Consider the following 18882-nt stretch of genomic DNA (forward strand, 5'->3'; position numbering starts at 1 on the left):
GCCCGCATCCGCAGCGAACGACAACGACGCTGGGGCCAACCCGCCACCCGCGCAGCCTGACCAACACCGTCAACGTTCGTGGTCACGGCACTAGCTGGGCTGGGCTCTGGCGTGCGCCTACCCGCGCTCGTCGCCCTGGGCACCCGGCATCTCGTATTCGAACGGCTGTCGGGGCGCGCGCCGGACGTCGAAGACCTTCCTCGAGCCGCAGCAGCACTGGGCCGACTCCACGCTGCCGCACACCGAGATGAGCTTCAGGCCGCCCGCCTCGATCGACCCCACGCCACCTCTACCGGACTCGTGATCCCCGACTTCACCAGCCCGCGTCGGGCGCCGCTACACCTCGCCGCAGCTGCCGCGGGCATCCACGGATCGATCATCGACGCCGTACTCGACCGAGCCGGGGAGTCCGTGACGTTCTACAAAGACCCGAACGTTCGGAACTATCTTGCGGACGGCAATGAGGTCGCCGTCGTCGACTTCGACGACCTGACGCTCGCGCCCTTCGGCTACGACCTGGCCGGCCTCCTGGTCACCGCATCCATGACCTACGGCCGCCTCGCCGACCGATCGATCACTCGCTGTCTGCGCGCCTACCGCGTCGCTGTCACGCCCCAGATCTGCAGCTTGGCCGACCTGAAGCGGTACGCGGAGCTGCACCACCTGCTGACTCTGCGATATCTCAGCCGCAACGGCTACCGGCACCCCTGGCCCACAGTCCGGCCCTGGCCCGACCCGTTCCTCACCAAACCGACCTGACAAGGATCCCTCCGGATGACTCCGACAACCGAACTCGTCATCGCCCGGCACGGCGAGGCTTGCTGCAACGTCGCCGGAATCGTCGGCGGCGAGCAGGGCTGCACCGGCCTCACCGACCTCGGCCGGAACCAGGCAGAGCAACTGGCCGCCCGCTTGGCCGCCGAACACGCCCACCAGCGCTATGCCGCCCTCTACGCCACACCCCGACTCCGCGTCACCCAGACCGCCGAGATCATCGCTCGCGCTCTGCACCTGCCCGCCACCATCGACCCAGACCTCCGCGGCCCCGACCACGGCGACGCCGACGGCCGACCCTGGGCCGACATCAAGACTTACTTCCAGGGACCGCCTCAACACAGACCCGACCACCCGTACGCCTCCGGCTCCGAGACATGGAACGAGTACCTCTACCGGGCGACCGCCGCACTGCAAAAGATCCTCACCCGCCACGAAGGTGAACGAATCCTCATCGCCGCCCACGGCGAAACCATCGAAGCGGCCCACACTCTGCTCCTCGGCCTCCCCCGGAACGCGTGCCTGCGGCTCGGCTTCGTCACCGACCACGCCTCCGTCACCCGGTGGCAGCGACCGACCAACCGTTTCGGCCGCACCATCTGGCAACTCGTCAGCCACAACGACACCCGACACCTCCAACCCCGCCATGACTGACGCCAACGTTCACCTCGCGCTCTGCCAACGGCTCCTCGACGCCGATGCCAAGGTCGTGACCTCGCACCCCGGGCACGCCGGCACTCGCGCGCTCCGAGCCTCGACGGCCGCTCATGGAGACGTTGTAGTCAAGATCCACCGCAGCCTGGAACGACACCACCAGGAAGTTCACGCCTACCGAACCTGGGTTCCCGCCCTCGGAGACAGGGCACCCCGACTGCTCGCGACAACCGACGACCCACCAGCCATCGTCATCACCGCAGTATCCGGCGTTCCGCTCAACGAGCGACAACTCGACCCCGCCGCCGAGCAAAGCGCCTACCAGCAGGCAGGACAACTACTCAAGACACTGCACGCCGCCGGACCACCCCGCCTCGAACCAGACTGGACGGCCTGGCTCGCAGAACGCGCCGAGTACTGGATCCACCAGGCCGGGGACCGCATTACCGCCGCCCGCCGGGCCGAGGTACGCGCGCACATGCAAGCCCTCCGAGACCTGGCGCCCCTGCCTGCCCTTCCTTGCCATCTCGACTTCATGCCCCGCAACTTGATCTACGGCGATGACGGAGCCGTCAGGCTGATCGACTTCGAGCACACCCGCTACGACCTACCCGCCCGCGACCTCGTACGACTCGCCACTCGGGTCTGGCCCCACCGCCCAGACCTACGCGCGAGCTTTCTCGATGTATACGGCCAGCTCAGCGCGGTCGAGAACGAAGTATTGGAGCACTGCGCCCCTCTCGACTTCCTCACGAGCTCGGCGCAACATGCCCATCGACCGCGAGCCGAAAGGCCACGTGACTGGCACCCGGATCCATCAGACGTAAGACCATCTATGTAATTGACTGCGCAAGAAGGGCTTCACACATCAACACTGGTGTTTCCGTTGGAGCAACTATCCCTCTGACTTTAGTCACCCACGCGCAGCAGATACGTATGCCCGATCCTCACCCGACCCACGACACTCACGCGTCCTGATCAACATGAAGGCAATGCTGAAGACTCGCCCAGTAGCGCCGGTACGTTACACGGCGATCAGTTCGGCGATCTTCTTAGCGATGCTCTCTAGGGAGTCCTCCTCTGTGCTCAGCCCGTTGCGGGAGCCGAGTAGCGGGCTGACCGACCTTATCTCCTCGTAAGTGACCCCATGTGCGACAGGGATCAGCAGGTCACGAGACAGCAGTTCCGAGAGTTCCTTCTCGGACACCCCGCCGCTCTCGACGCGCCTGAGAAGTGCAGGCGTGATGAGCACGAGACCGATGCGTGTCTTGGCTAAGCCCTTGTCGATCTCCCGCATGAACGGCTGGCCAAGGATGATGTCCCTCTCGCTGAACCAGACCGACACATCCGCGGCTTCGAGGAGGTTGTGCAGTTCAGTCGCGATCCCACGCCGATCGTCCCAGGCGTGACAAAGAAACAGGTCGTACGACTTGGCTCGAGGTCCTACCGCCTCGACCTTGCTGCGATAGCGGTCCAGCGCCGCGACCTCGTTAGAGGTGTAGGCAACGGGCGAGTTAGCTGGCGACCACCGAGGCCGCGCCGACCGACTCCCACTGCCGCCCGCAGAGGACCCGCTTCCGCCTCCGCTGCGCGACGAGCTTGACGAAGCGTAGTTGGACGGGGACGGGTAGGACGTGTAGGACCGGTACGACGATCGGCCATGGACGGGACAAGCGGCGGCACCGCTGGAGGTGCGGTGGCCCCGGCTGGGCGCTGTGCATCGCATAACTTCACTATAGGAACGGCCCGCTACTCCAGCCTCTCCGGACCGCCTCAACTGCACATCGGTCATAAAGGATACGCCGCCCGAGGATGCCACGGGAAGGCGCTACTTCAACATATCCCGCACCATCCAGGCAGCGATGGCCCACGTGGACAGAGAAGAGAAAAGGTCGACTGGAGAGCCGGGCTGCGGAAATTCTGATGTCGCGGGGGAGCCTTGCCTTGACGGCCGGTTGGATAGGAATCGCGCTGCCAACTCCTGTCGTTGGTTGACCTCCGCGCTCGGGACCCGGCTGACTTCCTCGGCCGTAAGTGCACGGGGAGGCTTGCATCGCAGGACCGACGGGCGTGCGCCAGTCTCGTCCTGGGTCACGAGTACGCGGGCCTCCAGAGCGTTCGCCGCGGGGATGAGGTTTGGTCCGGGCAGCGCCATCAAGCCGGACGCGATCAATCGGACCGTGGCCATGTACCAGTCCTGTCCGCCGATGCTGTGGGCAGTCACGTCCGAGACACCATCGAAGGTGACCGAGGGCGAGAAGAACCACCTCGACCCGGCAAGCATTTCCCCCGCGTTCTCGCCGTCCCCGAGTCGGGTATAGGCGAGACCTGCCCTCATCCATCCCGAGTCGTTCTTGTGGGCGAACGTTGGCAGATGTTCGGACAGCGCGTCCGTGAGCAGTTCGATCGAGTCCTTGCCTGCCAGGAGAGCAGGGAGGAATTCTGGGTCGACCTCGGCCGGCTTCGCGAAGCGCTCCACCACGGCGTCCAGCGCGGTGAAGTGAGAGAAGCGGTCCTCTATGCTCGCGAGGTCGCTCTTCATCGGCTCCAGGTACTTCGTGCCGTCGCCGAAGTCCTTCGTATTCTCGCTAACGAAGTAGACCGTTTCGTCCTCGTGGTGACGTGCGTACTCGATGGCCGTCAGCCAGATTGCAGCATCCCGGGAACCAGTCTTGTCGCCCTTCTGGCCGACCCGCTTGCACGGCGCGAGGACGTTGGACTCCCGGAAGAGCGCGTTCCGCAGTACCTCCACGCTCGGCTCGATGACCTCGACCATTTGCCGGTACATGTTTCGCCAGTGTGTCCGGTGCCGCTCCGTGTCGACGCGGCCGAGACTGGGCACTCCTCCCCACGGAACATGTGCCTTCAGCTCGTTCAGCGTCGAGGTCGCCCTAGCGTGAGCGTCGGCGTACGCGAGAGCCCGGTGTGAGGCCAGTTCCTCCAAGACCACCCACGGGACAGCGACACGTACTCCGGCTGCCTTGAGCGCCCGGAGGAGATCCGCGGTACTGCTGTCTGGCTTCATGCCCCAGAGGATGTTGGTATCTAAAATGATCAACGGGGGTGGCTCCGTCCACGCAAGTCCGACTCGTGCGGGCACACCTTCTCAGATTCAGAACTCGGGTGCAGTGTCAGCTTCCCGGCAGCGAGGCCAGCACATCTCGCGGTGCGCTCGGGCCAGCATGTCTCGGCAAGGATGAGGCTGGCCAAGATCACCGGAGCTCGGCCCGAGCCCCATTCGGGAACCGCCCACCGAACCGATCCGGAACCACCGACAGCCGCAACTCCCGGCCGCGCGAGCATCCCGCGCCGGCAGTCACCGAGCGGCGTCCCGGAGCACCGCGCCGTGTCCCACCACCGCCACCCTGGTCCACCGGCTCCCGAGCACCCACCGAGCGACCACCCACCGCCCGTGCACACGAAAAAGGCCCCGACCCGGTGTGAACCACCAGGTCAGGGCCTCGCTCGTTGGTGCGCCGCCAGGGACTCGAACCCCGAACCCGCGGATTAAGAGTCCGACACCGTGTGCTTCGAGCCGACCCACAGTGTGGTGGGCGATGGCGGCGCAGACCAGTCAGGCCGCGTTGGCGTTGAATCGCCTGAGGGCAGGTGGGCCAGCGGGCCGTCGACGAGGTCTGAGGAGTTGACCTGTTCGATGACGGCATGGCCGCGGTGCTGGGCCTCGGCCTGGACGAGGGTGAACGGGGAGTCGGTGAAGATGGCGTGGCGCCGCAGGGCGAACAGCTCGTCCTGGCCGGCCTTGTGCTTGGGGTTGCGCCGCTTGACGCGGCGCACGATCAGCCTCGCGGTGATCTCATACTTCGTGCCTGCGAAGGCGGTGTAGCGGGTCTCGGCGATCTGCGCGTCGGAGATCCACCGTTGTTCGTCCTCGTCCCAGATCGCCTGCGGGTAGCGGATGGGCACCCACGCGTCCTCGCCGATGGTGGCGATGGCGCGTTTGATTGCTGCGTCCATGCGGACGGTGACCGAGAACCGGGCCCCGGCCCGCCGGCAGGCCCGGACCACCTTCTTGGCGTAGAACGCCGGGTCCATCCGGACGATGATCAGCCCGGTAGCGCCGCACGACTTCGCGGTGACGACCGCCTCGGCCACCATCGACGCCGCCCCGCGGCCGAGCTGGCCTTCCCGCCGCGCAGCCGCACCGCCGCCACGACGGGTGCCGCGATCAGGGTGGACAGAGTAGCCAGCAGCGGGTTGTAGCCGCGCAGCAGCACGTTGTACCCGCCGACCTTGGCGTGGGCGAACCCGACGCCCTGCTTGGTCTTGCCATAGACCCGCCGCAGTATCGAGTCGATGTCGACGAAGCACACCTGCTCGGCCCCGGCCAGCAGCCGCCCCCGGGCCGACCAAGCCGGCCAGCAGCGCCCGGGCGGCTGAGTGCAACTGCTGCACGTGGCCGTGGGTGGTAGGCGCGCAGGAATGAGCCCAACGTCGACGGGGCATATACGGCGCCGAACAGCGAGCGGGTGCGCGCGTCGCGGACAACGTTCATGTCATCGATTGAGTCCGCCCCGGCCAGCATCCCTGCCACGATCGTGGCCACCTTGCCCGCCGCGTTGGCACCTTTGTCGGTGGGCACCTGGACCTTCTCGGTCACGATCTTGTGCAGGTCGGCCTGCTCAGCCAGCCGCATCACCGGCTCCAGCCCGGCCCGCGACACGAGATTTGGATCATCGAGCGTGGCGGTCACGACAGCGGGGGTGTGTAGTGGCCTCAGTTGAGAGGTCCCCCCTCACCTGGTCAGATGGAGTCTCAGCATCTTCGATCTTCCCAAGTCAGAAAGCACTCTCCTATTCGGACACACCAAGCCGGCCGCTATTGATCGGTGGATCCAGGCTCAGAGTCGCCAGCGCGACGCGATCAACCCTTGCACGATCTGCAACGGTTCCCGCTCGCCCGCTTGGACTGCACGCCGACAGCGGGCATGGTGGACGGGCCATGGTCCGCTGCGCCGCTGGCGACATCCACGGAGCCCTCGACCGGCTCTTCGAAGACGTCCTCGCCTTCGAGGAGTCGTTCGGCGCTGCGCGGCGAGCGCGAGAGGACACCGTGCTGCCGGTGAGCTGGCGGCGATGGACTTCTGTGATTCAGCGCGCGCGGCGGTAGTGCATGGCCACCGCGCCGTTGCGGAGCGGCTCCGCCGAGAGCAGCTCGAGCTGGCGTGTGCCGGGCAGTCCGCCCTGGTACAGCGTCGGGCCGTGGCCGGCGATCCTGGGATGGACGAGCAGCTGGTACTCGTCGATCAGGTCCAGCCGGTCGAGCTCGGTCGCGAGCTTGCCGCTTCCGAGGAGGACCCCGGCCGGGGTCGCGTCCTTGAGCTTCTGCACGCTCTCGCGCAGATCGTCGGCGATGTGGTGGCTGTTGGTCCACGAGAAGTCCTTGCGCGTCGACGACACCACGTACTTGGGCTTGGCCTCCAGCTTGACCGCCCACTCGCGCATGGCCGGCGGCGCCTCCTGGTCGCCGCGGGCGACGGCTGGCCAGTACCCCTCCATCATCTCGTAGGTGACGCGACCCCACAGCATCGCCCCGCACTCGTCCAAAAGACGGGTGAAACGGGCGTGCGTCTCATCGTCGGCGATCCCCTCCTGGTGGTCGACGCAACCGTCCAGGGTGACGTTGATGCTGAAGGTGAGGAGTCCCATGGCCGGCGAGTCTAACGCGCTACTACGGCGGCGCGGCCCAGGCGGGCGTCGCGTCAGCGAGCTCGAGGTACACGTGCCCCGTCTGTAGAGGTTGATCGTTGACGATGTGCCGGTGATGCGTCGTGGTGAGTTGACTGATGAGGCGTGGGCAGTGATGGCGCCGCCGCTTCCCGAGCCTGGCGGTGCGCGGAGGCGGTGGCGGGATCACCGGCAAGTCATCAACGGGATCCTGTGGAAGCTGCGTACGGGCGCGCTGTGGCGTGATCTGCCCGAACGCTTCGGACCGTGGAAGACCTGCCACGAGCGGCTGCGCCGCTGGACGGCGGACGGCACGTGGGATCGGTCCTCGCCGTGGCGCAGGTGCATGACGACGGCACACCGGTGCAGTGGACGATCAGCGTCGACTCGTCGATCGTGCGGGCGCACCAGCATGCCGCTGGCGCCCGCAAATAGGGGGCTCTCCAACGAGTCCGGCGACGCCTGGTGCGCAAGATGGCAAGGCCATCGGCCGGTCCCGAGGTGGGTTGAGTACGAAGGTCCACCTGGCCGTTGACGGACGTGGCCGGCCGTTGTCGATCCTGCTCACCCCCGGGCAGGCCGGCGACACTCGAAGAGCCCCTCGGCGAGGCGAGCCGTTCAGGGCATAGCCGGACGCCGCCCGTTCAGCCGGTGGCTCACATGAGGCGCCACTCACCCGTGATGTTGCGCAAGGGCCCCGGCGCGGAGGGCCGCGAGCTGGATCTGCAACGCCAGCCGGGTTCGTGGTGACTCGAGGTCGATGGTGACGACCTCGGCGAGGCGACGCATCCGGTGCCGGAGGGTGTTGGGGTGGACATGCAGTGCTCGGGCGGCCTTCTGCGGGTCACCCTGCTGGTCGAGCCACGCGGAGATGGTGGCGACGTAGTCTGTACCGCGCCTGCGGTCGTGGGCGACGAGGTCGGGCAGTGGTCCGCCGACGAGCAGGTCGACCTGTGGCACTGCGGCGGCCACCCGGTGTACGACGACCTCGGCCCAGAGGTCCTCGAACCGAAGGACCGGGCCTCGCTGCTGGGGCGAGTCGTGCAGGGCGAGCAGTTCCGCCGCCTCGACGCGGGAGCGCGGCAGGTCCGTCAGGTGCGGGGCGATGCTCCCCGAGGCCGCCCGCAACCCCGGGTCGTGCGCGGCGATGTCGTGGATCAGCCGCTCCAGCCACCGCCAGGAGCCCGCCGACTCGCCGGCGTCGACCACGACGGCGAACAGCAGGTCTCCGACGTCGGTGATCAGCGGCTGGCGCCAGCCGTGCCGACGGGTAATGGACTCCCACAGGGCCAGGTTGTGCACCATCTCCCCCGTCCCGCTGTGCGCGCCGAGCGCGATCACCCGCCATGGGCCGTCAGGCAGGCCCAGGTCTTCGCGGCTTGTCCGCCCGGAGGCCCGCAGGGCGGCCCGTAGCCGGTCGGCGGACACCCGTCGGACGACATCGGCGTGCACCCGCAGGCGCAGCAGGTGCATGGCCAACACCGAGGCGGCAGCCTGGAGATCGCGCAGCCGTTCCTGCGGCACGGGGCCCTCGACCACGGCCCAGATCGAGCCGAGCAGCTCACCTCCTGCGCGGATCGGGATGACGACGCGGGGCAGGGTGCCGTCCGGACCCTGTGGCACGAAGATCAGCTGACTGCCCCTCGCGAGCTTGCGGAAGACACCGCGGGAGCGGAAGTACGCGATCACGTCGCCGGGCACCCGGCGTCCGACGATGGTCGAGACGCGTGCCGGGTCGGTGCGGTCCTGGCGGGATGAGTAGGCGATCACCCGGTACTGGGCGTCCTCGATCGTCACCGGCGCGTCGAGTGCGGCGGCGGTCGCGTCGGCGAGGGCGAACAGTTCGTCGTATACGCCGGCTTCACCGGTCTCGGGCGAGCCGGGCGCGGCGGCTCGATCGATCACCCCGCGCAGCAGCCAGACGAGCTGCGCCCAGGATCCGTGGCTCTGCAACTCGACCAGCGTCAGGTGGCGCTCGGCGGCCGACGCCGTCACCAGCGGATGGGCGGCCAGCGGAGGCTTGAGGACGAGGCCGGCCGCGGCAACCGCGGCGCAGCGCTCGATCACGGCGAGAGCCTGCTCGGGCGTGGTGATACCGGCACCCAGCACCAGGTCGCCGCTCTGGCCGGTCGGTGCGTCGTCGAGTTCCGCGATGGTCACGTCGCGGACCTCCGCGTCATCGGCGGGCACGACGATCTTGAGCAGTGCGGCGCCCACGGCATCCGCCACGCCAGCGCTGGTGATCATGGCTGAATTATGCCTGCACGTTGTCCCAGCAGGCCAATCGCCATGATCAGGATTGGCCGGCCCGAACAATGACGTTCGGTCACGCCGGGGACAGGATGGGTCGGATCCCAGGTGCCCTGAAGGAGAGAGTCGGATGCCTGCCATGAGTTCCCCGCCTTCCCCCCAACGCGTCGCGGTCGTCGGCGCCGGCATGGTCGGGTTGGCCACCGCCTGGTTCCTGCAGGAACGAGGGGTGCAGGTCACGGTGCTCGACCGTACGGGGGTGGCAGCGGGCGCGTCGTGGGGCAACGCCGGCTGGCTCACCCCCGGTATCACCACTCCCCTGCCGGAGCCGGCGGTGCTGCGCTACGGACTGCGCGCCGTCCTGAGCCCGTCGTCGCCGGTCTACGTACCTCCCCGGGCGGACCTCCGGCTGCTGCGGTTCCTGACCGGCTTCGCCCGGCACAGCACCCCCACGAAGTGGCAGATCGCGATGCGCGCCTACATCCCGATGAACCGGCGCGCGTTCGAGGCGTTCGACGCGTTGACGGCTGGCGGGGTCGCGTCGATGACGAACGAGGCGAAGTCGTTCATCGCCGCGTACCGGACCGAGGCCGAACGGTCGGTCCTGCTGGACGAGTTGGCGCACATCCGCGCGGCGGGTCAGGAGATCGAGTTCGACGTCCTCACCGGTGCCGATGCGCGCGAGGTGGAACCCGCGCTGTCGGACGCCATCGGCGCCGCCATCCGGCTGCACGACCAGCGGTTCATCAACCCGGGGCACTACGTGCACGCGCTCGCCGACTCCGTCCGCGCCCGCGGGGGGTCGCTGGTGACCGGAACGGACGTGGTGGACATCCGCGACGAGAGCGCGGCGGTCCGGGTGGTGACCGCCGACGGCGCGGACGAGCGCTACGACGCGGTGGTGCTGGCGACCGGCACGTGGCTCGGCGACCTGGCGCGGCGCTTCGGCGTCCGGACCGTCGTGCAGGCCGGCCGGGGATACAGCTTCAGCGTCCCGGTCGACCACGTTCCCGCCGGACCCGTGTACTTCCCGGCGCAGCGCGTGGCGTGCACGCCCCTCGGCGACCAGCTACGCGTCGCCGGGATGATGGAGTTCCGTAGCGCCGAGGCACCGCTGGACCCACGCCGGATCCTCGCCATCGCCGAGGCCGCCCGCCCGCTGCTGCGCGGCGCCGACCTGGACGCCCGGGTCGACGAATGGGTCGGGGCGCGGCCCTGCACCCCGGACGGGCTTCCCCTGATCGGCGTGACCAGCTCACCACGGGTCTTCGCCGCGGGCGGCCACGGCATGTGGGGCATCACCCTCGGCCCGCTCACCGGCAGGCTGCTCACCGAGCAGATCATCACCGGCCGGCAACCCGAGGAACTCCGGCCGTTCGACCCGCTGCGCTGACACCTCGTCGTGGCGCTTGGGTCATCGTCGTCGACGGCACCACGGCCCCACTGATGGGCACTGCGGGCGGAGCGTCACGGCGCTCCGCCCGCTCTCATTCTCCCCAGGAAGGAAACCGGTCATGTACGCCGCGAGCAGGCAGGACGAGCTGGGTGTGCTGCGCATCGTCCTGGAGGACCAGTACGAGCGACACACCACCCAACTGGCGCTGCTGGCCCGCCAGGCGTCCGGTGACGGGGCCGGCCTTGAGGCCGCTTCCGCACTGGCCGCCGCGTCCCGACGAGCCCTGAGCGACATCGCCCGGGCACTGCACTACCTGGAACAGGGCCACTACGGCACCTGCGTCAGGTGCCACCGCGACATCCCGATCGAACAGTTGGCGCTCCGGCCCGTGGTCCAGTTCTGCGTCACCTGCCAAGCCGGCACCACCCCGACGCCGACCACTGCGGGCCCGTCGGGGCTCGCGCCAACCCTGGGCAGCAGTCCGATGGACGATGACGCGACAAGTGCCGGGGACGCCTCCACGGCGAGCGGTGGCCAGCTTTCGCTGCCCTGCGGTGACAGCACCGGCCGGCCAGAGCCCAAGCTGCAACGACAGACCTCCGTCAAGCCTGCCTGACCTGGGTAGGCGGCCACTGCTGTGCGGCCACGCGCGCAAAGACGACAGGCCCATGAAGGGCCGCTGACCTGTGGAAAAAGTTGGCCGGAGGCACCACCATGCGAACCAGTCGGTGACCATCGCCGGTGGTCCGCTACTGCTACGAATGGGCAGGCCAGCCCAATGAAGCGCAATTCCCAGACGTGGCCCTAGAAGCGGTAGGCGTCGCGCCGGTGGCGGATCGAGTGGATCTCCACGACGCGTTTGGCCTCGTTGATCCGGTAGATGATCCGGTACGTGCCGCGGCGGGCGGAGTGGAAGCCGTCGAAGGGTTCGTCGAGTGGTTTGCCAGCCCGATTGGGGTTGACCGCGATCGTGTGCTGAATGGTCTCTGTCGCCGCGACCGCGACCTCCAGCGGCAGGTCCTCGTGCGGGTTGCGGCGGGCCTGCCGGGAGAACATCACCGTGTACGGGCTGGTCGCCTCGCCCGTGTCGTCCCGTCGTCCGCCTTGCGGAGGCATCAGGCCGCCCTACCGCGGCGCCGTTCCAACTCGGCGCGAACCTCGTCCATCGAGAACGTGTCGCCAGCCGCGTAATCCTCCCGCGACTGGCGCAGATCCGCGAGGGCCACGTCGTCGGAAAGCAGGTCGAGCGTCTCCCGCATCGACTCGTACTCGGCGACCGAGATCAGCATCACGTCGGCACGGCCGTTGCGGGTGATCGTGAAGTGGTCGTGCTCCCGAGCAACCCGGTCGGCAAGCTCGGCGATCCGGGCCTTGGCCTCCGTGATCGGAACGGTCTCCATGGCAACCACTCTCTAGCGACTGGTCAGAATTATGGCCACATTCGTCGACCGGCGCCACGAGCACGACGAGATATCGGCCGTGGCCTGCGGCTTCGCCGGCGCTGGCCCCTCCGTTTGGGTATCCGTCTGAGGTGGGCCGGAGGTACACCACCATGCGAACCGCGCCGCCACGATCGCAGGCGATCCGCTGACCCTGAATTTGCCCGGCTCACGGACCTCGGGTCGTGCGCGATGATTCCGGCACGACCAACCGAACCGCCGGCCAGTCGCCATGGCCTGGCCCTCGTTGACCCCGCCCTGGTCGGCGAATAGACAGCCCAGATGACGCCAGGAGCTAGAACTGTAGAACATTTAGTTCTACACTCGTGTCCATGGAACGCATCGGTGTCCGGGAGCTGAACCAGAACACGAGCCAGGTGTTGGCTCGGGTGCGTGGCGGCGAGACCGTCGAGATCACCGATCGCGGACACCCGATCGCCCGACTTGTTCCGGTAGGCGACGACAGGTCGGTGTTGGCCAAGTTGGTAGCGGCAGGGCGAGCCGTCGCCCCCACCGGCGGCGGCTCTGTTCCACTTCCACCGAAGCTCGGTGACGAGAATGTGGACGTGGCCGCCTCGCTCGCTGCGATGCGCGACGAGGAGCGCTGGTGATCTATCTCGATTCAGCTGCCGTCGTCAAGCTGGTTCGGCAGGAGGTGTGCAGCGCCGACCTTGTCTCCTGGCTCAACAAGCACGACGACGTGCCGCTGGCATCCTCCGCCCTCGTCGAGGTGGAAGTACCCAGAGCGCTGCGCCGATCAGCTCCGCAAGCGTTGATCGGAGTGCCGGCTGCCGTCGGACGGCTGTTCCGACTGGAGATCGACAGCACGATCCGTGCGACCGCAGCCGCGTTCGCCGAGCCGACGCTCCGCAACCTCGACGCCATCCACCTGGCCACCGCCCAAGTGCTGACCAACGAGTCCGGCACGGCACTCACCGCCTTCGTCACCTACGACCGGCGGCTGCTCGAATGCGCCAAGGAAGCAGGACTACCCATAGCAAGCCCCGGCCAGAACTGACCCACGAATCCACCACCCCTGTGCGGAGTCCGGCCGCCGTACGGCAGCGCGGCCACGACATCGGCCGTGGCCTGCGTTTCCGCGACCTTGCACCCCTCCGGTTGGGTATCTGTTTCGAGTGGGCCGGAGGCACCACTATGCGAACCACACCACCACGATCGCCGGTGACCCGCTCCCACTGACTTTGCCCAGATCAAGAGCGTCGGGTGACGGCCGATGACCTCGCTGCGGCGCTCGGCCCGCCGGCTCCGTCTGCCGGCGCCGAGACTCGGGGCGTCCCAGCTCCCGGCTCTTTACGACCGCCCGGGTCGCCCGGACGTCACGGTGGCGCGTTGGCGGAGCCGTTGGCGGAGCTACTCCGCTACTCGTGCCATGAGGTTCGGCCGTCCCCGGTCATCAAGGATCCCGGGGAACGTGAGCTCGCCCGAGGCGTACGCGAGGCAGCGATCGGTCAACTCCGCCGCCATGCCGGTGTGCTCGGCCAGGAAGCGGATCCATTCGGGCAGCACCGCGACGAGTTCGGCGGCGAAGTCGTCCTGGTAATAATCGCGCAGGTGCAGCACCGCCCCCGCGACCTTGTGCGGAGAGCAGAGCGGATACAGCCTGGGGTGGTCCCGCTGAAACCAGGAGTCGGCCAACTCCGCAGCGAGGTCGTCAGCCCCCGCCGGACCTTCGCCCGAGCCGTCGCCGGCCGGCCGGTCGTGGTAGCCGATCTGCCGCAACCGCTGGGCGAACCCTTCAGTCGCCTCCTGCACCGTCAGCTCTCCGGAAGCCCGCTCACGTACCCTGCGAGCCGCCTCCCGGGCGGCTCGGCCGAGCCGCCGACTGCGCAGGAACTCGGCGTACTGCTCCTGGCTCTCACCGCCGGGCCGGATTCCCTCGACCTCGCCGTTCAGGAGTGCACCGAGTGTTTCCGCGTCGTCCACCGCCGTCAGGGTCGCCTCGGCTGCGGTGTGACCAACCGTTCCGGACCAGGCGGCCAACGCGGACTCGGCCGAGGGGTGAAAGCCGCTGTAGACGGTGACAACCTCGTAGCCGCAGGTGTCCACGTCCCACAGATACCACCGGTCCCGGCCGCCTACCGAGGCGAACGGTGCGACCACCGCCCAGCGGCTGCCGTAGGCGTCATACGTCCAGAGCACCTCACCGGTGATGGTCCGCCCCCGTGCCGCCTGTCCTGCCGCCCCAGCGTCGACATGTTCGGCGACCAGGTCGCGAGCGAGCTCACTCAGCGGCAACGGCACCACACCAGCGACGACGGTCAGCAGTCGCTGCAGAACATCGACGTCAGTGGCGGAGTCCACCGCCTCGTGCAGCCGCTCATCGATCGCCGACAGCAGTGTGCCCGCGAGGTCCTCCGGGTTGACCAGGTCTTCCAGTCGACCATCGTCGAACTGCGCCATCGCCGCGCCGTAGCGGAGGCAGAAAACGTCCTCAAGGCCGTCATCGGACAACTCGGGGGCGACCGCGATCATCGCGTCCACCATCAGGTGGGCCGTGTCCGCAGCCAGCGCGGCACGATGCGCGGCGAGCTTCCGACGGTAGTCGAACAGTTCGGTGACAGCGTTGGCTTGGACAGCTCTGTTCGCCCTCAGGGTCACCGACTGACGCTCGGACCGACGACCGGACTGAGACCTTTTCTTCCGCTTACGAGACACGGGCACGGCAGGCACCCTACTTGGGCTACCGGCGTCACCACCACCGCCCGACCGAGAGACCAGGCAGGCCAACCAGTGGTCATCGCTGGCAGCCGCTGCCGCTGTCTGCAGCCAAGCATGGCGTTGCAATCTGATTATCAGATATGCTCGCTTCATGCGAACCATCTCGGCCACCGAAGCCTCACGAAGATTTTCCGATCTCCTCGATGCCATCGAGCGCGGCGAGAGCGTCACCGTCACGCGCGGAAACCGTCCGATCGCCGAGATACGTCCGGCCCACCGCCGTACCGGCAAGGACCTGCGAGCCGCGCTCAGTGACGTACCCGCGCCCGATGACCACTTCGAGACGACTCTCGCCGACGCCCTCCGCTACGTGACGAACGAACGGACGGATCCATGGGCCGACGCCTGATCCTCGACACCAACGTCCTCATCGCCTACGAACGCGGCACGCTCGACCAAGCTCTCCTTGACGAGGACGAGCTAGCAATCGCCGCCATCACCGTCGCCGAATACCGGGTGGGCATCGAACTTGCCGACACCGTCGCACGCGCGGCGGACCGGGCCCGAGCTCTGGCGGCGATCGTCTCCGCGGTCGATGTCCTCGACTACACCGACGCGACGGCCGCCCACCACGCCCGACTCATTGCGCACGCACGACGGGCTGGAACACCACGTGGTGCACACGACCTGATCATCGCCGCGCACGCAGCCGAAACCGGTCGGATCATCCTCAGCCGGGACGCGAACGCGCGTTTCGGCGACCTGCCCAACGTCCTCGCGGCGCAGTCCTGAGCGAGCCCGCCCTAATCAGCGCCGCGCGGCGGGCCTCGGCGCATAGAACAAGCCAGGACATGCACCTCAGCCTGCGGCTTCGCGCCATCGGACCCCTCCGCTTGGGTATCCGTTTCCGTGGGCCGCCAGGGACTCGAACCCTGAACCTACGGATTGCCGGCGAGCCAGCCGGATCGAGTGTTGTGCGAGGTCATCCGGCCTGCTGAGGCGCTTCTCGGCCGGGTTCGGCTCGCAGCGTTGCTGTACATCGCTGCTGTACTGCTGGCGTCGGCCGAGCGGCCTCCCTGGTCCAGCCGAGGAAGCGGCCGGGGTCTGCGCCGCTCTGAGACCTGGCACCGTGACCGATCCCGCCACCGCCACCAAGTTGCCCTACGCAGCCTCGCCCGCCGCTGGCTCGCCCTTCAATCCGAGATCGACGACCTCGACAACCACCTGACCACCCTCGTCACCGCCGTCGCCCCCGACCTGGTCGCCCTTCCCGGCGTTGGCGTCGACACCGCCGGACAACTCCTCGTCACCGCCGGAGACAACCCCCACCGGCTGCACTCCGAAGCCGCCTTCGCCCGGCTCTGCGGCGTCGCACCTATCCCCGCCAGCTCAGGACGCAGCGACCGCCACCGCCTGCACCGCGGTGGTGACCGCGACGCCGATAGCGCCCTATGGCGCATCACCCTGGTCCGGATGCGCTGTCACCAGCCCACCAAGGACTACGTCGCCCGCCGGATCAGCGAGGGCAAGACCAAGACCGAGATCATGCGCTGCCTAAGGCGCTACATGCACGAGACGCCTACCGGCTGCTCACGAACTCCGCATAGCCAACATCGGTCTCGACACCATTAGCCAGATCAGGCACGCTGCACCGTGTCCCGGCTGATGCTTTACAGCTGCGTCCCACCTGCTGCTTGACATGGTCGGCGTTCCTCGCCGTTACGGCCGCCAGTCCGTCTATGAGGAGGATTTTTCCCCAGCAGTCCAGTCGCGGACGAGGGCGGCGAAACCTACCGGCCGTTCCATCGACGGCAGATGCGCGACGTCATCCCAATCCACCCGCCGGGCCCGGGGCGCACCGGCGCACACGCGGCGGGCGGCGTCGTGGGTGGTGTCCAGATCGTGCCCGCCTACGAGTACCAGCACCGGCAGGTCCAGATCGCCCAGCCGTTCCAGGGCGGGCGGCTCCAGCTCCGCCTCGTCGACCTCGCCCCACGAGTCCGCGATCTCGAACGCATTGCGCTGCATCAGCCGGACGGCGGACACCACCGACGGCTCCACCTCGGAAACGCTGCGGCCGGGGCCGGCGACCCAGGTGGTCACGTTGGCCTCGACCGCAGCATCGAGATCGCCACTGGCCAGGGCCGCCTTCTCGGCGTCGAAGAAGCGGCGCAGATCGGGCGTCAGCTCGGCCAGGAGGCTGCCACCGGGCGGGCACAACAACAGCGACTGCACCAGATCGGGCCGGGTCAGGGCGACCTCCGTGGCCACGCCCGAACCGAACGAGGCGCCGACCAGGTGGCACCGCGTGACGCCCAGATGCTCTAGCGTCGAGAGGACGTCGGCGACGTGGTCCAGCCCCCCGTCCGGCCGGGTCGTCGACTCGCCGAAGCCGCGCAGGTCGACACGGACGACCGCGCGGTCGGCGGCCAGGTCGCCCCAGATCGGGTCCCACATGCGCCGGTCGCCGATGCCCGCGTGGATGAAGACGACGGGCAGGCCGCCCTCCTGCGGCGCGCTGCGGTCGTACGCGATGCCGGACGGGGTGTACGACGTGGCAGTCATTGGTCTCCGCACCTGTTCGAGGGGTCGAACCAGCGATTCAACCGTGGCCGCCAGTCGATGGCCAACCGTCGTGCACCGGTGGAGAACTTGGTCACTCGCGACCCCGAGCACGAACGCCGGCCGGATGCGCTGCCACCAACCCACCAGGGACTACGTCGCATGCCGCACTGCCGAGGGCAAGACCCAAAACCGAGATCACGCTCAAAGCGCTACATCGCTAGCGAAACCTTCCACCGATTGCTGGTCACCGAACAAGCCCGCCCAGCACTTCGGCGACGAGCATTGACATCAATAGGAGCGTCGGGGATGCGGTGCCGGGCACGGCAGGGCAGATCGGCTCCGCAGCGGCAGATTCGCCGCTACTTTCGCCACGACCAGCGCACGGGCACGTCGCCGATCTTCGGCAGTCGCAGGCGGCCGTTGTCGAGGACCTTGAACCGGGCGTTCTTGGTAAGAGCGACCGGCAGTAGGTGTCACTTGAGGCGTCGGGTGGTGGGGCGGGTGTCCCACCGGTAGAGCGTTCGGGCACGGCGGATGAGTTGACGTACGGTGACGAGGGTGGCGGCCAAGTACAGGTGTCCACGATCGTGGCGTCGTGGTCGGTGCAGCGGCGGACCTTGCCGTAGCCGTTCATCCACGAGTTCGTGCGTTCCACGACCTAACGTTTGCCGACCTGGATCGGGGCAGGCAGTCCCTTGCGGGCGATCTCGCCGTGTAGGCCCGGTTCGTCGAGCAGGGCGCGGGTCGGAGTGTTGTCGTAGGCGCGGTCCAGGTGCATGGTCGGGTCCTCGGGCATCGGCCCGACCTGTGTCGCTGCCGCTTCGCAGGTCGGACGGAGCAGCGGCGAGTCATGCCGGTTGGCCGGCGCGGACAACCACGGCCAGAGGGATGCCGTCGCCTTCGGCCTCGGTGGAGCGCTTCAAGCTGCCTTTGCCCCGGTCGACCGGGGATCGGCCGGCCCGTTCGAGGAGTCGGCGGCGGATGGTGCGGTCCGAGCACCGGGCGGTGGCGATGCGTTCGTAGCCCGAGCCGTGGACCAGGGCGTCGATGACGTGCTCGAACACGACGCGGTCGGGGATACGCCGGCGGTGGCAGCCCAGCGGGTGGGCCGGGTCGGATTCCGGCCGCTGAGGAAGTAGCGCGGCGAACTCGACCCAGACGGGGTTCAACAGCGATGATGGCAGGGCAGGCATGGGACTCCTGTCGATCACTGAGCGTAGAGAACTCCATGATCGGTAGATCCCGTGTCTGTCTGCTACCCCCGACCAGCCGTCTGTCCGAATCGTTGCCTACTGTCGGACGCTCTAAGCGGGCTTGGCAGTCCGATCCCAGCATGCACCGAGCGAGCATGCCTCTCTTGACTGGAAACCAAATGGTTTCCTATCTTGGTAGCGTGGAGCTGGTGTTTAAGGCCCTGGGTGATTCCACCCGTCGCGCGCTG

At 68.0% G+C, this 18882-nt stretch carries 19 protein-coding genes, 1 tRNA gene and 2 pseudogenes; 11 read left to right on the plus strand and 11 right to left on the minus strand.

All coding sequences use genetic code 11. The annotated features are described in order from the left end of the window. Positions 1-78: 78 nt before the first annotated feature. Genes AB0H57_RS30710 through AB0H57_RS30720 form a run of 3 tightly spaced genes read left to right on the plus strand, consistent with a single transcriptional unit; the run spans position 79 to position 2269 of the window. Complete coding sequence (locus AB0H57_RS30710; protein WP_357512169.1) at positions 79-759, plus strand: phosphotransferase; 681 nt, start codon at positions 79-81, stop codon at positions 757-759. A gap of 15 nt (positions 760-774) precedes the next feature. Then, complete coding sequence (locus AB0H57_RS30715; protein ID WP_357512170.1) at positions 775-1428, plus strand: histidine phosphatase family protein; 654 nt, start codon at positions 775-777, stop codon at positions 1426-1428. Further along, positions 1421-2269 (plus strand): aminoglycoside phosphotransferase family protein, encoded by an 849-nt coding sequence (locus AB0H57_RS30720; RefSeq protein WP_357512171.1) that lies wholly within the window; start codon positions 1421-1423, stop codon positions 2267-2269. Before AB0H57_RS30715 ends, AB0H57_RS30720 begins: the two co-directional genes overlap by 8 nt. A 183-nt stretch (positions 2270-2452) precedes the next feature. Here the strand turns inward: AB0H57_RS30720 and AB0H57_RS30725 are convergent, their stop codons facing one another. From AB0H57_RS30725 to AB0H57_RS30745, 5 genes are all read right to left on the minus strand, one after another. Continuing rightward, positions 2453-3220: a toll/interleukin-1 receptor domain-containing protein gene (locus AB0H57_RS30725; RefSeq protein WP_357512186.1), complete on the minus strand. Its 768-nt coding sequence runs from the start codon at positions 3218-3220 to the stop codon at positions 2453-2455. 36 nt (positions 3221-3256) lie between these two features. Further along, complete coding sequence (locus AB0H57_RS30730; protein WP_357512172.1) at positions 3257-4528, minus strand: PIN domain-containing protein; 1272 nt, start codon at positions 4526-4528, stop codon at positions 3257-3259. A 369-nt stretch (positions 4529-4897) separates the two neighbouring features. Further along, positions 4898-4995 (minus strand) — tRNA-Lys (locus AB0H57_RS30735). Positions 4996-5492: 497 nt separating this feature from the next. Next, complete coding sequence (locus tag AB0H57_RS30740) at positions 5493-5759, minus strand: hypothetical protein (RefSeq protein ID WP_357512173.1); 267 nt, start codon at positions 5757-5759, stop codon at positions 5493-5495. Between the two features lie 777 nt (positions 5760-6536). Further along, the gene (locus tag AB0H57_RS30745) at positions 6537-7094 is read right to left on the minus strand and encodes a dihydrofolate reductase family protein (RefSeq protein ID WP_357512174.1); all 558 of its coding nucleotides are present in this window, start codon (positions 7092-7094) and stop codon (positions 6537-6539) included. Positions 7095-7209: 115 nt separating this feature from the next. On the opposite strand from AB0H57_RS30745, the pseudogene AB0H57_RS30750 reads away from it, so the two are divergent. Further along, positions 7210-7699, plus strand: a pseudogene (locus AB0H57_RS30750) (IS5 family transposase); the annotation flags it as partial. An 85-nt stretch (positions 7700-7784) separates the two neighbouring features. On the opposite strand, the gene AB0H57_RS30755 reads toward AB0H57_RS30750, so the two are convergent. Continuing rightward, on the minus strand, positions 7785-9359 hold the full coding sequence (locus AB0H57_RS30755) for a helix-turn-helix domain-containing protein (protein ID WP_357512175.1): 1575 nt from the start codon (positions 9357-9359) through the stop codon (positions 7785-7787). A 133-nt stretch (positions 9360-9492) separates the two neighbouring features. On the opposite strand from AB0H57_RS30755, the gene AB0H57_RS30760 reads away from it, so the two are divergent. Then, positions 9493-10755, plus strand: coding sequence for an FAD-dependent oxidoreductase (locus tag AB0H57_RS30760; protein ID WP_357512176.1), 1263 nt, complete (start codon positions 9493-9495; stop codon positions 10753-10755). A 121-nt stretch (positions 10756-10876) separates the two neighbouring features. Then, on the plus strand, positions 10877-11374 hold the full coding sequence (locus tag AB0H57_RS30765; protein WP_357512177.1) for a TraR/DksA C4-type zinc finger protein: 498 nt from the start codon (positions 10877-10879) through the stop codon (positions 11372-11374). Between the two features lie 188 nt (positions 11375-11562). Here AB0H57_RS30765 and AB0H57_RS30770 read toward each other — a convergent pair whose 3' ends face one another. Together AB0H57_RS30770 and AB0H57_RS30775 are read right to left on the minus strand one after the other, a co-directional pair. Further along, the gene (locus tag AB0H57_RS30770; protein WP_357512178.1) at positions 11563-11874 is read right to left on the minus strand and encodes a type II toxin-antitoxin system RelE/ParE family toxin; all 312 of its coding nucleotides are present in this window, start codon (positions 11872-11874) and stop codon (positions 11563-11565) included. After that, positions 11874-12158, minus strand: a complete 285-nt coding sequence (locus tag AB0H57_RS30775) for a type II toxin-antitoxin system Phd/YefM family antitoxin (RefSeq protein WP_357512179.1) — start codon at positions 12156-12158, stop codon at positions 11874-11876. Before AB0H57_RS30775 ends, AB0H57_RS30770 begins: the two co-directional genes overlap by 1 nt. A gap of 371 nt (positions 12159-12529) precedes the next feature. On the opposite strand from AB0H57_RS30775, the gene AB0H57_RS30780 reads away from it, so the two are divergent. Continuing rightward, on the plus strand, positions 12530-12808 hold the full coding sequence (locus tag AB0H57_RS30780; RefSeq protein WP_107157928.1) for a type II toxin-antitoxin system prevent-host-death family antitoxin: 279 nt from the start codon (positions 12530-12532) through the stop codon (positions 12806-12808). Further along, positions 12805-13215 carry a type II toxin-antitoxin system VapC family toxin gene (locus tag AB0H57_RS30785; RefSeq protein ID WP_357512180.1) on the plus strand — a complete coding sequence of 137 codons (411 nt, stop codon included), beginning with the start codon at positions 12805-12807 and terminating at the stop codon, positions 13213-13215. Before AB0H57_RS30780 ends, AB0H57_RS30785 begins: the two co-directional genes overlap by 4 nt. A 353-nt stretch (positions 13216-13568) precedes the next feature. Here AB0H57_RS30785 and AB0H57_RS30790 read toward each other — a convergent pair whose 3' ends face one another. After that, entirely contained in the window at positions 13569-14816 is a 1248-nt protein-coding gene (locus tag AB0H57_RS30790) for a hypothetical protein (RefSeq protein ID WP_357512181.1), read from the minus strand. 211 nt (positions 14817-15027) lie between these two features. Here AB0H57_RS30790 and AB0H57_RS30795 point away from each other — a divergent pair, with 211 nt between their 5' ends. From AB0H57_RS30795 to AB0H57_RS30805, 3 genes are all read left to right on the plus strand, one after another. Beyond that, on the plus strand, positions 15028-15285 hold the full coding sequence (locus AB0H57_RS30795; protein WP_357512182.1) for a type II toxin-antitoxin system prevent-host-death family antitoxin: 258 nt from the start codon (positions 15028-15030) through the stop codon (positions 15283-15285). Beyond that, the gene (locus AB0H57_RS30800) at positions 15270-15668 is read left to right on the plus strand and encodes a PIN domain-containing protein (protein WP_357512183.1); all 399 of its coding nucleotides are present in this window, start codon (positions 15270-15272) and stop codon (positions 15666-15668) included. Before AB0H57_RS30795 ends, AB0H57_RS30800 begins: the two co-directional genes overlap by 16 nt. Positions 15669-15905: 237 nt before the next feature. Then, positions 15906-16508 (plus strand): transposase, encoded by a 603-nt coding sequence (locus AB0H57_RS30805; RefSeq protein ID WP_357512184.1) that lies wholly within the window; start codon positions 15906-15908, stop codon positions 16506-16508. Positions 16509-16613: 105 nt separating this feature from the next. Here the strand turns inward: AB0H57_RS30805 and AB0H57_RS30810 are convergent, their stop codons facing one another. Together AB0H57_RS30810 and AB0H57_RS30815 are read right to left on the minus strand one after the other, a co-directional pair. Beyond that, entirely contained in the window at positions 16614-17441 is an 828-nt protein-coding gene (locus AB0H57_RS30810) for an alpha/beta hydrolase (RefSeq protein WP_357512185.1), read from the minus strand. A 473-nt stretch (positions 17442-17914) separates the two neighbouring features. Next, positions 17915-18634, minus strand: a pseudogene (locus AB0H57_RS30815) (IS5/IS1182 family transposase). Positions 18635-18882 lie beyond the last annotated feature (248 nt).

The organism is Micromonospora sp. NPDC050686, assembly GCF_040654475.1.
Lineage (GTDB): Bacteria > Actinomycetota > Actinomycetes > Mycobacteriales > Micromonosporaceae > Micromonospora.